This is a genomic window from Gaiella sp. (genome assembly GCF_035558935.1).
Classification (GTDB): Bacteria; Actinomycetota; Thermoleophilia; order Gaiellales; family Gaiellaceae; genus Gaiella.
The window spans coordinates 1-14,012 of record NZ_DATMBZ010000054.1; the positions used below are offsets into that span (position 1 = coordinate 1).

At 69.8% G+C, this 14,012-nt stretch carries 14 protein-coding genes and 2 tRNA genes; 8 read left to right on the plus strand and 8 right to left on the minus strand.

The features are described 5' to 3' along the window. The coding region (locus VNM44_RS05460) for a hypothetical protein (protein WP_325623488.1) at positions 1-597 on the minus strand (597 nt) is incomplete at its 3' end. Between the two features lie 75 nt (positions 598-672). Here VNM44_RS05460 and VNM44_RS05465 point away from each other — a divergent pair. Continuing rightward, a tRNA-Tyr gene (locus VNM44_RS05465) sits at positions 673-754 on the plus strand. A gap of 94 nt (positions 755-848) precedes the next feature. Here VNM44_RS05465 and VNM44_RS05470 read toward each other — a convergent pair. The 3 genes from VNM44_RS05470 to VNM44_RS05480 form a co-directional block, all read right to left on the minus strand. Beyond that, a complete protein-coding gene (locus VNM44_RS05470) occupies positions 849-1,493 on the minus strand; it encodes a hypothetical protein (protein ID WP_325623490.1) in 645 nt (214 codons plus the stop codon). A 144-nt stretch (positions 1,494-1,637) separates the two neighbouring features. Next, positions 1,638-2,177, minus strand: coding sequence for a hypothetical protein (locus VNM44_RS05475; RefSeq protein ID WP_325623492.1), 540 nt, complete (start codon positions 2,175-2,177; stop codon positions 1,638-1,640). Between the two features lie 68 nt (positions 2,178-2,245). Then, positions 2,246-3,739 (minus strand): GMC family oxidoreductase, encoded by a 1,494-nt coding sequence (locus VNM44_RS05480; RefSeq protein ID WP_325623494.1) that lies wholly within the window; start codon positions 3,737-3,739, stop codon positions 2,246-2,248. Between the two features lie 40 nt (positions 3,740-3,779). Between VNM44_RS05480 and VNM44_RS05485 the strand changes: the two genes are divergently transcribed. Then, a complete protein-coding gene (locus VNM44_RS05485) occupies positions 3,780-4,073 on the plus strand; it encodes a hypothetical protein (RefSeq protein ID WP_325623496.1) in 294 nt (97 codons plus the stop codon). A 3-nt stretch (positions 4,074-4,076) separates the two neighbouring features. Here the strand turns inward: VNM44_RS05485 and VNM44_RS05490 are convergent, their stop codons facing one another. Both VNM44_RS05490 and VNM44_RS05495 read right to left on the minus strand, forming a co-directional pair. Beyond that, positions 4,077-6,212 carry a PQQ-binding-like beta-propeller repeat protein gene (locus VNM44_RS05490; RefSeq protein WP_325623500.1) on the minus strand — a complete coding sequence of 712 codons (2,136 nt, stop codon included), beginning with the start codon at positions 6,210-6,212 and terminating at the stop codon, positions 4,077-4,079. Positions 6,213-6,263: 51 nt separating this feature from the next. Beyond that, positions 6,264-6,794, minus strand: coding sequence for a cupin domain-containing protein (locus tag VNM44_RS05495; RefSeq protein ID WP_325623502.1), 531 nt, complete (start codon positions 6,792-6,794; stop codon positions 6,264-6,266). Positions 6,795-6,878: 84 nt separating this feature from the next. Between VNM44_RS05495 and VNM44_RS05500 the strand changes: the two genes are divergently transcribed. From VNM44_RS05500 to VNM44_RS05525, 6 genes are all read left to right on the plus strand, one after another. Continuing rightward, positions 6,879-7,538: a helix-turn-helix domain-containing protein gene (locus VNM44_RS05500; RefSeq protein ID WP_325623504.1), complete on the plus strand. Its 660-nt coding sequence runs from the start codon at positions 6,879-6,881 to the stop codon at positions 7,536-7,538. Further along, positions 7,529-7,601, plus strand: a tRNA-Thr gene (locus tag VNM44_RS05505). The genes VNM44_RS05500 and VNM44_RS05505 overlap by 10 nt, the downstream gene beginning before the upstream one ends. Positions 7,602-7,871: 270 nt before the next feature. Beyond that, on the plus strand, positions 7,872-8,531 hold the full coding sequence (locus VNM44_RS17175) for an isocitrate lyase/PEP mutase family protein (RefSeq protein WP_414652955.1): 660 nt from the start codon (positions 7,872-7,874) through the stop codon (positions 8,529-8,531). A gap of 82 nt (positions 8,532-8,613) precedes the next feature. Continuing rightward, complete coding sequence (locus VNM44_RS05515; protein WP_325623508.1) at positions 8,614-9,420, plus strand: DUF899 domain-containing protein; 807 nt, start codon at positions 8,614-8,616, stop codon at positions 9,418-9,420. A 23-nt stretch (positions 9,421-9,443) separates the two neighbouring features. Next, positions 9,444-9,812, plus strand: coding sequence for a hypothetical protein (locus tag VNM44_RS05520; RefSeq protein WP_325623510.1), 369 nt, complete (start codon positions 9,444-9,446; stop codon positions 9,810-9,812). Then, entirely contained in the window at positions 9,809-10,831 is a 1,023-nt protein-coding gene (locus VNM44_RS05525; RefSeq protein ID WP_325623512.1) for a sigma-70 family RNA polymerase sigma factor, read from the plus strand. Before VNM44_RS05520 ends, VNM44_RS05525 begins: the two co-directional genes overlap by 4 nt. Positions 10,832-11,634: 803 nt before the next feature. Here VNM44_RS05525 and VNM44_RS05530 read toward each other — a convergent pair. Then, complete coding sequence (locus VNM44_RS05530) at positions 11,635-12,615, minus strand: NAD(P)-dependent oxidoreductase (RefSeq protein WP_325623514.1); 981 nt, start codon at positions 12,613-12,615, stop codon at positions 11,635-11,637. An 831-nt stretch (positions 12,616-13,446) separates the two neighbouring features. Then, entirely contained in the window at positions 13,447-13,752 is a 306-nt protein-coding gene (locus VNM44_RS05535; protein ID WP_325623516.1) for an SRPBCC domain-containing protein, read from the minus strand. Positions 13,753-14,012: the final 260 nt, after the last annotated feature.

The window sequence follows — 14,012 nt, forward strand, 5'->3', positions numbered from 1 at the left end:
ATGCGTCTCGACGGACTGGAAGCGGGCGAGTCCGGAGCCGTCGGAGACGATGCCGAGCGAGGACAGCAGCCGTCCGTCTTCGAACACGCCGAACCAGGACGCATGGCCGAGCTCGGTGAGCGCGCGGGCCGCCGCGACCTGGCCTGCGAGGAACTCCTCCGTGACGTGCTCGTCCCCCTCGGTGCACGCGATGTGCAGTGCGAGCGCCTGCCGCCAGTCCGCGTCGCTCTCGATCGGTCGTAGCTCCGCGTCCGTCGGACGCGAGGATCGGTGGAGCTCCGACGCGATGAGCACGGTGTCGCGACTCACGTCGAAGCCTGCCGCGATGAGCTCTTCTTCCGCGCCGACGGTCCCGTCCACCGAGTCGATCCCCCACGCGACGTGGGCGGCGTCCGGAAACACGCCGGCGAAGAGGTCGAGCCGCTCTTCCATCGCGTCCGGCTCGACCGGCGTCGCGAAGAGGACGAAGTTGCCCCAGAAATAGGTCGGGTTGGCGGGCGTCCGAACCACGACGTAGCGGTCGCCGTGCTCGACCTCGCTGCCTCCGAGCCCGAGCACCATCAGATCCGTCCGGAACGCGAGGGACGCGATTTCCACCGCGCGAGTGTGTCAGGTGGAAGGGCTGCGCGGCCCGAGCCTCCGGCGGGGGCGCGGCTACAATCCGGCTTCCTCGCAGGGATTCCCGAGTGGCCAAAGGGGGCGGGCTGTAAACCCGCTGGCTCAGCCTTCGGAGGTTCGAATCCTCCTCCCTGCATCATCAACCACGTGGGGCGACCGAGGCTCCCCCACGAACGCCAAGACGCCGGCCTCGGGCCGGCGCCCGCGTCGCTAGGAGGCGCTCGCGGAGATCAGGCGCTGTGGACGAGCTCCGGATGCGCCACGAGGCGCTCCGCGCGCTCCTTGATGCCGTGAAGCATCTTCCGCTCCATGACGAGCGAGCCGGGCTCCATCACCGCCATGCCGATCCGGTCGCCGAGCGACGGGTCGGGCATCGCGATGCGGTTCCGGCTCAACAGGCGCGTTCTGCCGCCGAGATCCTCGAGCACGAACGCCCAGACCCACGTGCCGTCTTCGGAGCGGGTTACGAGCGCACGCTCGGGATCGAGCACCTCGACCCGCATTCCCTGCAGGCTCTCCCTGCCTGGGATCACGTCGCCGACCGCGAGGTTCTGCCACTCCGGGTTGATCCTTTCCGCGCTGTGCATGCCGAGCCCGAACAGGTTCTCGATCCAGTCGTAGGTGTACGCACCGCCGCGCCCGGAGCCCATCTGGACGAGCCACGGCCAAACCGCGGATGGCGGCGCGTCGATCGTGATCGCCCTCGTCGAGACGACGGCGGGATCCTCGAGCAGCTCGTCCCCGGGCAATGAGCGCCCCGCCTCCTCCTCCGTCGCGCCCCACGTGAGCACGGGCGTGCGCACGAGCCGTCGCGTGGTCTCCAGCGCCGCGGCCGTGCCGGCCGCAGTCGCGAGCATCTTCGTCGCAGTTCTCATCGGCGATCGCCTCCCTGTCGTCACCCCGACCCTGCCGCACCCGCTCGCGCGGCGCATCGGGGAAGGCCCGGATGGGCCTTCCCCGAACGAGAGCCCGCGGAAGGCCCGGATGGGCCTTCCCCGAACGACGCGTCGCGAATCGGCCTAGCCGTAGTCGTATCCGCCGCCGCCGCCGCCGGACGTGGTGCCGGTAGGCGGCGGGGTCGAGGCGGGAGGCGCGGAAGCCACGGCATGCCTGACGATCTTCCCGGTCGGCGCGATGACGTACCACGCCTTGAACAGCGCCTGGCCCTTCACGTCGCCCGCCTTCTTGTCGGGGGCGTAGCGGTACAGGCCGAGGCCGTTGTAGGTCACCTGGGTGCCGCCGTCGGGGCGCTTGAGCGTCCCGAGCTTCGAGGCGGTGAGGCCGGCTCCGACGGTCGGTTTCGCGCCGGACTTGACGAGGAGCGGCGGCCAGAGCTTGGCGCACGCGCCCTTGCAGTCGACCTTGCCGCGGGTCTCGTCGGTGTAGTGGTAGAGCGTCATTCCGCTCGAGGTGGCGAGCACCTTGCCGTAGTCGGCCGTCTTGACGACCTTCACCGTGGCCGCCTGCTGGCCGCCGGCGATCGCCGCGCCCGCCGCCACGGCACTCACGACGGCCACCAGTAGGAGTGGTGCGAGGCGCCGTCCGCGTATGCGTTTCATCCAAAAGCTCCTTCTCCGAGGGTCGTAAGGGGTCGACCAGGACTACGGCGGTGCGCCCGGTACGGATTTCAGAGCGACGCGAGCAGGTCGTCCGCGATCCGCTCGCCGACGACGACCGCCGGGACGTTCGTGTTCGCGCGCGGGAGCACCGGCATCAGGGAGCAGTCCGCGACGACGATCCGGTCGAGCCCGTGGACGCGGCCCCGGGCGTCGCAGACGGCGAACGGGTCGTTGTCGGGCCCGAGCGCGCAGGTCCCGACGGGGTGGTAGTAGTGGACGTGCGTCCGGCGGATCGCGTCCTCGAGGTCGTCGTGGTGGACGAGCTCCTCGCCGATGAGCGAGCGGAGCGGCTCGGTCGCCGCGAGCTCTCGCGCGCGCTCGATGCCCTCGAGCAGGACGGCGACGTCGTGCGAATCGGACAGGTAGCCGTGGTCCATCACCGGAGCGGCGTCGGGATCGGCGCTCGCAAGCGTCAGCCGTCCGCGCGAGCGCGGTTCCATCGCGCCGACCGCGAGGATCGTTCGACCGGCGAGGAGGCTGTGCTCGGGAGCGGCGACGGGAACGAGGTGGAGGTCGTACGGCCCGCTCGCGCGGCCGGAACGGAGCTTGCCGAGCGTCTGCTCCTCGGGGACGAAGCGCTCGGCGGCCGCTGCCGCGAGCGCCTCCCGAAGGCGACTGCTCCCCGCGAAGTCGAGCTCGACGAGCGGATGGTCGTGGAGGTTCCGGCCGACGCCGCGAAGCTCGTGGACGACGGGGATCCCGTGCGGCGCGAGGACCTCCGGATCGCCGATGCCCGAGCGCATCAGGACCGCCGGTGATCCGTACGAGCCGGCCGCGAGGACTGCCACCTGTGCATCGACGCGCAACTCGCCGCCGTCGCGCCGGACGACCACCTCGACGCCATCGGGCCCGGGCACGAGCCGGTCACAGAGCGCATCGCCGACGATGCGGAGATTCGGTCGCGAGCGGGCAGGGTCGAGGTAGGCGAACGCCGTGTTGACGCGCACGCCGCGGTCGACGTTGACCGGCTCGATCCCGAACCCGACGCCCCCGTCGAGGTCGCCGAGGTCATCGGCACGCGGCACGCCCAGCGCTGCGGCCGCCTCGAGACACGCCCGATGGAACGGCCCGACCTCGTTCTCGGCGTAGTAGCGGACGCGCAGGCGCTCGAGCGCACGCGCGAACAGCGGTCGTAGTTCGTCCGCGCTCCAGCGGCCGTCGCCCACGATCTGCGCCCAACCGTCGTAATCCGCGGCACAGCCCACCGCTGCGATGCAGCCGTTGTGCGCGGAGCAGCCTCCGATCACACGCGCACGAGGAAGCTCGATCGGCCCACGCTGCGAATGCAGGTCGCCGGTGTCGTAGCCCCACGAGTGAGACGAGACGAGCGCGCCGCCGTCGAGCAGGTCTTCCGGCCACCGCCCCGAGTCGCGCGGACCGTAGTCGGGCCCGGCCTCGAGGACGACGACGTCCGCATCGCCCTCGGCCGCGAGCCTGCCTGCGACGACGCAACCGGCTGTGCCGCCGCCGATGACGACGACGTTGCACGAGAGCTGCTCCATCGCGCGAGTATCTCGACTGCGGGCGCCGTACGATTGGCCCGTGCCCACGTTCTTCGTCGTGGAGCGCCGCTCCGGCCCGCAATGGGACGCGTCACGTCCGCTCGAGGAGCAGAGCGGCTGGGGCGCGCACGCCGCGTTCATGGACGCGCTCGTCGACACCGGCTTCGTCGTGCTCGGCGGCCCACTTGCCGACGAGCACCGTGTGATCCTCGCCGTGGAGGCGGAGTCCGAGCACGACGTCCGGGCGACCCTCGCCCGCGACCCATGGCACGAGACGCACCTCGTCGTGGCGTCGGTCGACCGGTGGACGATCCGGCTCGACGGCCGCAGGTAGGCGTTACTTCTTCGCGACCCGCTCGGTCACGTAGGCCACGACGTCCGCTATCTCCTGGTCACTCAGCGTGCCTCCGAAGGCGGGCATGCCCCCGCCGCCGTTCCGCACCTGTCGCAGCGCGGCCGCTCGATCCGTGACGCCTACGAGGGTCGGCCCGCCGTTCGCGCCCTCTCCGCTCAGGCCGTGGCAGCCCGAGCAGTTGTCGGCGAACACCTGTTGGCCCCGGCCCGCGTCGCCCGTCGTCGCCGACTCGCCCGCGTGGCCGACGCCCGCGCCGGCGCCGCCCGCCTTCACGGGACCGAGCCTCCCGTCGAGCGAGAAGAGCCAGAGGTTGTCCCCGTGCGAGCTCGCGGCCAGCGCGTTGCCGCCGGCGATGAAGGCCAGGTATTGCGTGCCGTCGCGCTCGAAGCTCGTCACCGTCGAGTTCGCGCCCGCGCCCGTCTGGAAGCTCCAGAGGCGCTTCCCGTTCGCCGCGTCGTAGGCCTCGAGCTCGCCGCCGTTGCGGCCCACGAAGACGAGGCCGCCCGCCGTCGAGACGGAGCCCGAGTAGCACGACTCCGGCCACTCCTTCTGCCACACCGTCTTCCCGGTGCGCGGGTCCCAGGCGCCGAACAGGCCCGTCTGGCTCCCGAACCCGGTCGTGGTGAAGACGCTGCCGAGGTCCGCCACCTGACCCTGCTTGCCCTTCGGGAGCTGCTCGCCGCTCCGCGTATACCCCGAGACGGAGCGCATGCCGCACACGTAGAGGTACCCCGTGTCCGGGTTGTAGCTCATGGGCTGCCAGTTCGTGCCGCCCTGCGGGCCGGGGACGATGACCCGCACCTCGTCGCGGAAGGGCGTGTAGATACCGCCCTTGACGACCTTGGGGGGCGCACCTTTGGCGTTCTGCCGGGAGAGCTCGGCGATCGCCGCGACGTCGGCGTCGCTCACGTCGTGCGAGATGAAGGGCTCGTACTGCGGAATCGGCTGCGTCGCAGCGGTCTTCTGGACGGGATCCTGCGGCACCGGCTCGTCCTCGACCGGCAGGATCGGCTTGCCCGTCTCCCGGTCGAGCACGTACGTCCAGCCGGTCTTGCTCGTCTCCGCGATCGCGTTCCGCTCCTGGCCGTCGACCTGCATGTCGAACAGCACGACGGGGCTCGGGGCGTCGTAGTCCCAGATGTCGTGGCGCACCTGCTGGAAGTGCCACCGGTACTTGCCCGTCTTCGCGTCGACCGCGACGATCGAGGCCGCGAACAGGTTGTCGCCGGCGCGGCGTGAGCCGTCGAGGTCGGGGGATGCGTTGCCGGTCGAGAAGTAGAGGAGCCCGAGCTCCGGGTCGACCGCGGGGGTCTGCCACATCGGCGCGCCGCCGTGCTTCCACGTCTCGGTCCCGGCCGGCCAGCTGTCGTGCCCCGTCTCCCCGGGGCCCGGGATCGTGTAGAAGCGCCAGACGAGCTTGCCCGTCTCCGCGTCGTATGCCTGCACGCGCCCGCGGATCGAGAACTCGCCGCCCGAGACCCCCGTGATCACCATCCCGTCGTAGTAGAGGGGGGCCGCGGTGATCGTGTATCCCTTCCGCCAGCTCCCGACCTGCGTCTTCCAGGCGACGGCGCCCGTGTCCTGGTCGAGCGCGACGAGGTTGCCGTCGAGCTGGCCGATGTAGACCTTCCCCTCGCCGATCGCGACGCCGCGGCTGAGCCAGCCGCAGCAGACGGTGTTGATCTTCTGACTGATCCCCGACTCGTACTTCCAGAGGATCTTCCCGGTCTCGACGTCGACGGCGAAGACGTCGTCCTCTCCCGTCGGCACGTAGAGCACGTCGTTGTAGAAGATCGGCTGCCCTTCCGCCGAGTACTTCGCGGCCGTGCCCGATTCGAGGTGCGTCATCCAGACGCCCTTGAGCCGGCCGACGTTCGAGGTGTCGATCTCGTCGAGCGGCGAGAAGCGCTGGTTCGCAAGCGTCCCGCCGTTCGTCAGCCAGACGTCGGTCGGCTCCTTCGTCAGGTCGTCCGCCGAGAGCGCCGGCACCGTCGCGGGCCACGAGCTCCCGGTGTCGCGGACGAGAAGGAGCCAGATGACGAACGCGGCGCTCACGGCGAGGATCACGGCCGCGACGATCATGAGCGTCCCCGCGAGCCGGCCGCCGAGTGCCTCCATCAGCGGGGGCTACCCGGCGGCCGGATGTCGAAAACGCGGGGCGGAGTCAGGTCACGGTGTCCAGCCGCCCGAGAGCGGCAGGCCGATCTGCAGGCCGAAGCGCTCGAGAAGCTCGGGGACCGTCTCGGGCTTCATCTCGAGCCCGTAGCGCTCGTTGAGCGCCGCGAGCTCGTCCGGATCGGCCTTGATCGCCCCGCCGAGGCCGTCGAGCTCACGGAAGAACCGCTCGAAGCCAGCCGGCGCGATGATCTCGAGGATCCGGCACGGCTCGTCACCCGCGTTCCAGAAGGTGTGCCACTGGTTGCGCGGCTTGAAGACGAGGTCGCCGGGGCCGGCCTCGACGACGTCCTCGCCGAGCAGCGCGCCCATGCGTCCCTCGAGCACGAAGCTGTACTCGTCCTCGCGCGTGTGCAGGTGGAGCGGCGCCGCGAGCGCGCGCGGCGACATCGGGTGCTCGACGAGTGAGAACCGCTCGGCCGCGTCGGGCCCGTCGATCATGAAGCGGACGCCGATACTGCCCAGGAAGCCCTCGACTCCGTCTCCCGGGCCGACGATCCTCGCGCCTGTCGCTGTCGCTGCCATTACCGTCTCCTTTTGGTCGTACATCACTGTCGCACGAAAACGTAGCGCACCGGGCTGGTTTCTGTCAATATTCAGAAGACGACTATGTCCGACCAAAAGCGCCCCTACCGGATGAAACTCCGCGCCGAGAGCGAAGCGCAGACACGCCTGCGGATCACCGAGAGCGCGGTCGCGCTCCACGAGGAGCTCGGGCCGGCGCGGACGACGATCGGCGCGATCGCCGACCGCGCCGGTGTCCGCCGCTCGACCGTCTACCGCCACTTCCGCGACGAGGAGGAGCTGTTCGACGCGTGCTCGTCGCACTGGCGCGCCGACAATCCGCCGCCCGACGTGGGTGCCTGGGCGGCGATCGACGACCCATCCGAGCGCACCGAGGCAGCGCTCCGTGAGCTCTATGCCTTCTACGCGAGCACCCGACGGATGTACGAGAGCTTGCTACGAGACGAGGAGCTCGTTCCCGTCGTCCGCCGGCGGCTGCGCGACTTCCACGACTACCTCCGCAGCGCCCAGGACGTCCTGATGGCCGGCCGCCGTCTCCGCGGCCGCGCCGCCCGGCGCACCCGGGCGGCGATTGGCCACGCGGTCGCGTTTCCCACGTGGCACTCGCTGACGCAGGAGCAGCAGCTGAGCGAGGGTGACGCGGTCGCCCTGATGTGCCGTCTCGTGGAGGAGGCCGCGGGCGTCCGGGACGAGGGCCGGAGCAAGAAGGACGAACGCGCTACCCTTCGCCCTCCGCCCTCTTAGCTCAGTCGGTAGAGCACCTCCATGGTAAGGAGGGGGTCGACGGTTCGAGTCCGTCAGAGGGCTTGAAGCTAGGCCTCGGTTTCGTGAGCGTCAGGTCTCCGTAGCGAGACTTGGCAACGCTCCACAAGAACCGTGGAAGAACACGCGAGACGCCTGCAGGATCCCTGTAGCCGTTTCGCCTCGCCGCTACGGTGCCCGCCTGGGGTCTCAGTTGTCCGAGAATTGGCGCTGCTGTCTCATGCCGAAGCAAGCGGTCTCAAACAGAGGAATCCGCCTCGGCAACCTTGAGAAGGTCGAGTGCCTCGGCTCGGGAACTCGAGCGCCCGCTTGGTGGTGAAGACCGGATTCCCTGTCGTTGCCACATCGAGCGGTGCGATCGCCGCGACCCTCGGCTACGAGGACAACGACTCGATGCCGTTGGACGAGGCGTTCGGCGTCGTCGCCCGGATCACACGGAGCGTGCCGGTCCCGGTGACGGCCGACCTTGAGGCCGGCTATCGGCTCTCGCCCAAAGACCTGGTCGAACGACTGGAGGCGGGAGCCGTCGGCTGCAACCTCGAAGACACCGACCATCACGGCGATACCGACCTCCTCGACTCCGGCAAGAACGCCGAACGCCTCCGCGCCGTCCGTCACGCCGCGACCGAGGCGGGCGTCGACATCGTCCTGAACGCGCGGGTCGACGTGCTGCGCCGCGAAGGCGATCGCCTCGATCTGTTTGAGGAGGCTGTGCGACGCGCGCGTCTCTACCTCCAAGCGGGGGCCGACTGCGTCTTCCCGATACGGCTCGCCGATGACACGCTGATCGGTGAGTTCGTCCGGCGTGCCGAGGGCCCGGTCAACGTCGTGGGGGCGGGCGCTCCCCCACTCGCGCGGCTGGCCGAGCTCCGTGTCGCCAGGATCAGCTTCGCCGGGTTCCTCATGAACCAGCTCTATGGCGCTCATGAGGCGAAGCTGTCCGAGATCGCGGCGGCGGCTGCCGCGATCGGCTGACTGCAGGAGCCGTTCGACGCGGCGAGCGATGGATTTCGCCGTCTTCTCGGATCTCAAACCAAGAAACGAGAAGGAGGCTTCAGTGAGTAGCAGCACGACTACCCCCAAGATTGGAAGTCGCGAAGAGTGGCTTGCGGCACGCGAGCAGCTACTGGCCCGCGAGAAGGAGCACACGAGACTCGGCGACGAGATCGCCCGGCAGCGACGCGAGCTGCCCCGGGTTCCGGTCGAGAAGGATTACCGCTTCGACACGGACGACGGCGAGAAGGCACTCGTCGAGCTGTTCGACGGTCGCTCCCAGCTGCTCGTGTACCACTTCATGTTCGGCCCGAGCTATCAGGCCGGCTGCCCGGTCAACTCATCGATCGCCGATACCGTCAACGGCGTGCTCCCGCACCTGCACGCTCGTGACGTCACGTTCCTGCTTGTCTCGCAAGCACCATTGGAGAAGCTGCAGGCGTACAAGCGTCGCATGGGTTGGCGTCTTCCCTGGGTCTCGACGGCGCGCACCGACTTCAACTTCGACCTCGGCTTCTCGCACACCGAGGAACAGGCCCGCGAGGCCGTGGCGCAGATGACACCGACCGGCGTCGAGTTCCGCAGCGCGAGCACCGAGACGCCCGGGACGGGGACCGGGCTACCGCCGATCGTCGAGCACAACGCCAGGTCGACGGGCACCGACGCCGTCGGTTACCTAACCGAGAGCCCCGGCTTCAGTACGTTCGTGCACGACGACGGTGCCGTCTACCACGCGTACTCGACGACGTGGCGGGGATTGGAGTTTCTCATGGGCTACTACCCGATCCTCGACCACGCGCCCAAGGGCCGCGACGAGGGCGAGGCGTGGCAGCTCTGGATCCGCCGGCACGACGAGTACGAGAGCAACTGACACGGCGATAGGAGACGACTGAGATGAGCGCGAACCAGATACGGCCGCGACCCCTCGTGCATCTCGAGCTCCACACGCCCGATCAGGTGCGGGCAAGCGCCTTCTACGCAGAGCTGCTGTACTGGCGCCCGGAGGTGGTCCGAGCCGCGGCCGGCTCCTACCTGGCGCTCGACACGGGTGCGCAGCTGGGCGGCGGGGTCGTCGAATGCTGCACGCGGCGGCCGCTCTGGCTCCCCTACGTCGAGGTCGATCGGGTCGATCGTTCAACCGAGCGCGCCCGCGAGCTCGGAGCGATCGTGCTGCTCGAGCCCCGGGAAGGGCCGTCGGGCTGGCGCAGCGTCGTCTCCAGCGCGGACGCAGGGGAGGTCGCGCTCTGGGCGCCGAGGCGATGAGCGACGAGCGCCAGCTGCTCGAGGCGGCACAAGCAGGCGACGAGAAGGCCTTCGCGCTCCTCGTCGGGACTTACCAGGCCCAGCTTCGCGCGCACTGCTACCGGATGCTCGGCTCACTCACCGACGCCGAAGACGCGCTGCAGGAGACGATGCTCCGCGCCTGGAACGGACTCGACCGCTTCGGGAGTCGAAGCTCGCTTCGCTCCTGGCTCTATCGGATTGCCACCAACGCCAGCCTCCGCATGATCGAGAAGCGGCCCAAGCGAGTGCTCCCGATCGACTACGGTCCAGCGGCCGATCCACACGTGGCTTTCGGCGAGCCGCTCACTGAGTCGATCTGGCTAGAGCCCTACCCCGACGCAGAGCTCGGAGTCGACGCGGCGCTGCTTGGCCCGGACGCGCGCTACGAACAGCGCGAGAGCATCGAGCTCGCCTTCGCCGCCGCGTTCCAGCACCTGCCTGCGCGGCAACGCGCAGTCTTGATCCTCCGCGACGTGCTGGGTTTCTCCGCCCGGGAGACCGCCGAGGCGCTCGAGACCACGCCCGCCTCCGTCGACAGCGCGCTACAGAGAGCCCACAAGGCAGTCGAGGAGCGCGTCCCTGGCCAGACGCAGCAGGCGACGCTGCGCGCGCTCGGCGACAACGATCTACGCGAGATCGTCAAACGCTTCGCCGATGCGTGGGAACGCAACGACGTCGACGCCGTCGTCGCGATGCTCGCCGACGACGCGCGCATGACCATGCCACCGTGGCCGAGCTGGTACAGCGGCCGTGACGCCGTCGCGACGTTCCTCCGCGGCTGGCCACTCTCGGCGCGCAAACGCTGGCGTCTCCTCCCGACCGGCGCCAACGGCCAACCCGCCGTCGCCGGCTACCTGTGGGACGAGCGAAGGGGGGCTTTCGGAGCCGAGTTCATCATCGTGCTCACCTTGCGTGCCGCGAGCATCGAGGAGATCACCGCCTTCCGCTCGCCCGAGCTCTTCCCCCTCTTCGGCCTGCCCGAGCAACTAGCAACGTGAGCGTGCTGAATCCCCACGAACTGTGGAGGAAACCACGAGCGACCTGTCCGGCAGGACCGCGATCGTCGTCAGTGCGAGTCGCGGCCTCGGCCGAGGCATCGCCACCGCCTTAGCCTACGCCGTATCAACCTCCGAAGTTCTTTCAGTGGTCGCCGTGCGATCCGGCATCGCCTCCGCCCAGGACGCTGTGCAGGACGCCCTCCTCCGCGCCTGGCGTAGCCGCGCGACGTACGTGCGGTCGGTGAGCGCCGACGACTTTCGCGCCCACGGCGTGCCTTTCGTGCCCGAGATCGCTCGTCTGTCGTGGCTCGTCGACCTTCCTGAGGGTCCTGCACTGCGTCGTCGACGACAACTCGCGGCTCGCCTTATGTCGAGCTGCACCCGCACGAAGACGCCGAGAGTAACCTCCGCACTCTCGAACGCGCCCTCCGCTTTTTCGGCGAGCTCGGCCTCGACCCGCCGGAGGCGGTCATGACCGATAACGCGATGGTCTACCGCAACGGCCGCGCTTCAGCGAACTGCCGACACGTATCGGCGCCCGCCACATCCGCACCCCGCCTACACACCCCGCTGGAACGGCAAAGTCGAACGCTTCATCCAGACACTCCAAAGCGAGTGGGCCTACAGCCGCACCTGGCCCGACTCGCACAACACGCGCCCGCAGCCTGCCAGCTTCCTCCGCTAGTACAACCGCAGGCGGCTGCACAGCTCACTCGGAGACCGGCCACCAGCGAACCTCCGGCTTCGGACAGGCCTAGCGCGGTTCACAGCGTCCGCCGCCAAGGCCGGGCGCCGCGAAGGTGCTACCGGGGCGAGTGGCTGGTGCGTGCGGCCGGAGCACGCTTGCGCGGCTCTGCCAGGCTGAGTGCTGAGTACGTAGCCGCGAACCCGGTGCGCCAGCTGGGATGGCGCAGCGTCCAGCCGAGCTCGCGCTTGGCCTTCGTGTTCGAGGCACCCCGTGCCTCAGTGCTCATCACGACAACAGCCTCGCCGGCCAACAGCCGCCCGACCCATGCCGGGACGCGCCGGGGCGGCTTGGCGCCCAGTGCCTTTGCGAGCACGGGCAGCCACTCGCGCACGGGCGCCGGCTCGTCGTCAACCACATTGAAGATGGCGGGGCCCTCGTATTCCAGTGCGAGCGCGGTTGCAGCGGCAGCGTCATCGAGGTGAATCCAGGACCAGATGCCGCCACCGTCGCCGACGATCGGAAACTGCCGCTTGCGCACCGGCTCGATCGAGGCGTCGTTCGCGGCGCCGTAGAAGACGCCGTAGCGCAGCACGATCCCACCGAAGCCGGCGACGGCGTTCTCGACGTAGTCCATCGCAGCGAACGACTGCTGCATGTTGGCCGGTGGGTCTGCCAGCGGATCGTCCTCGCTCTTGATCGGACCGCCCTGCCGGGCGTACCGGGCATAGGCCGCAGCGCTCTGGGCGACGAATCGGCGCGTGCCTGCCTCTTGCGCGGCCGCCAGCAGCGCGTCGGTGCCCTTCGTTCGCAGCTCGTTGGTCTTGGCGAGCGCCTTGTCGAGGTTGCGGCTGAACTTCGCGTTCGCGAGCGCGGTCGCCTGGTGCATGATCGCGTCGGGCTCGTTCTCGAGCACGGCCTCGCGCACCGCGCGTGAGTCGAGCAGATCGAGCATCACCGGCTTCGCCCCGAGCGCGCGCAGGCGGTCGGCGCTGACCGGCGAGTGGTGGGTACCGATCACATCGTGTCCTGCTTGGATTAGCTGGGGAACGAGCCGGCTTCCTAGTGCGCCGCTCGCCCCGGCGACGAAGATGCGCATCGCGTCCTGCTTCTCAGTCATCGCTCTTCGCTTTCTCTTGCGGTGCCTGAAGGGTGCCCTCGGTGGGAAGCGGCGGCCATCGGGGCGCGGCCCCATTTTCGCGGCGTCGGCCGATCAGGCCCGGTCACCGCGTCTCCTCGTGAGCGCGCTTACGCAGCCTTCCGCTTCGGCCGGACGCGCGGGCTCACGTCGAGGATCCGCATGCGCGTCCGTCCGCGCGGAGTGGCGACCTCGACCGTATCGCCGCGCCTGTGGCCGGCAAGTGCCCGCCGACCGGGGCGGCGACCGAGACGCGGCCGTTCCGGACGTCGGCCTCGACCGCGCCGACGAGCTCGTATTCCGCCGGCTCCCCCCGTCGTCGCATCGCGGACGCGCATGTAGCTGCCGGTTCCGGCGGTGCCGTCGGCCGCCAGCTCGACGAGTCGAGACCGATCGTCTGGTCCCGCAACGTTTCAGCGACCGGTACTCCACGACGCCGCTCGCAAGCGGCCCAAGGAGAGCGACCGCCGCAAGAGACGCGGCGGCCGGCGACGCATGAGGACGACCGCACCGGGCGCTTCGCCGCCCCCGGCTCCGCGATCGCGAGCGAGACGCCGAGCCCGCCCCGGCTGCGCGCGTGCTGGCGCTCCGGCCAGCGCTCGCCCGCGCCCCTCGTGAAACGGCGCCGGGACGCTCGCGACCGTCGGGATGTACCGGTCGCGGCTCGCCTCGATGACTGTCTCGATGTCGGTCAGCCGCCAGGGGCGCAACCGCGACGAGATCGTCGGCGAGCGGCGGCTCCGGGTAGGCGAGCGGCACGACGAGAGTCTGCCGCTCGCCCACCCGGAACCCCTAGCTCGCCTGCTCGACGAACGGGGCGAGGACGAAGTCCCAGCCGCTGTCGTGGTTCTCGCGCATCTCCGCGGCGCCGTCGCCGGCCTGCTCCCAGTTGCGATGCTCGAGCTCGACGCGGGTGCCACCGCCCTCGGACGCGAACGTCACCTCGAGCTCGGTCGGGCCCGCCTGCTCCGGATTGACGTGCCACGCTATGACGAGGCGCCGCGGCGGCTCCCACGCCTTGACGCGACCCCAGTGCTCGCGCTTGCCGCCCTTCGCGAGCTCGTACATCTCGCCGCCTTCGCGGGGCTCGAGCACGATGTCGGTGACTGTCCTCGTGGTGGATCGAGTGCGTCTTCACCGGCCACCAGCCGCCGATCCCGGTCGTGAACACCTCGAAGGCCCGTTCGGGGCTGCACTCGACCCTCAGGGTCTTGCGAACGGGCGCGATCGTGGCTACTTCCGTCATGTGTCGCTCCTTTCGGCCTCCGCCGCCCGCTTGAAGGCGGCAAGGGCGTCCGTCCAGAAGTTCTCGAACCAGGTGCGCACCTGGCCGAAGCCCTCCGGATCGACTTCGTAGA

What these genes read in the sequence shown, in the direction of transcription:
- VNM44_RS05500 (WP_325623504.1), top strand. Translation starts at nt 6,879, where the DNA reads ATGTCCGACCAAAAGCGCCCCTACCGGATGAAACTCCGCGCCGAGAGC.
- VNM44_RS05525 (WP_325623512.1), top strand. Translation starts at nt 9,809, where the DNA reads ATGAGCGACGAGCGCCAGCTGCTCGAGGCGGCACAAGCAGGCGACGAG.
- VNM44_RS05490 (WP_325623500.1), bottom strand. Translation starts at nt 6,212, where the DNA reads ATGGAGGCACTCGGCGGCCGGCTCGCGGGGACGCTCATGATCGTCGCG.
- VNM44_RS05520 (WP_325623510.1), top strand. Translation starts at nt 9,444, where the DNA reads ATGAGCGCGAACCAGATACGGCCGCGACCCCTCGTGCATCTCGAGCTC.
- VNM44_RS05480 (WP_325623494.1), bottom strand. Translation starts at nt 3,739, where the DNA reads ATGGAGCAGCTCTCGTGCAACGTCGTCGTCATCGGCGGCGGCACAGCC.
- VNM44_RS05530 (WP_325623514.1), bottom strand. Translation starts at nt 12,615, where the DNA reads ATGCGCATCTTCGTCGCCGGGGCGAGCGGCGCACTAGGAAGCCGGCTC.
- VNM44_RS05495 (WP_325623502.1), bottom strand. Translation starts at nt 6,794, where the DNA reads ATGGCAGCGACAGCGACAGGCGCGAGGATCGTCGGCCCGGGAGACGGA.
- VNM44_RS05470 (WP_325623490.1), bottom strand. Translation starts at nt 1,493, where the DNA reads ATGAGAACTGCGACGAAGATGCTCGCGACTGCGGCCGGCACGGCCGCG.
- VNM44_RS05475 (WP_325623492.1), bottom strand. Translation starts at nt 2,177, where the DNA reads ATGAAACGCATACGCGGACGGCGCCTCGCACCACTCCTACTGGTGGCC.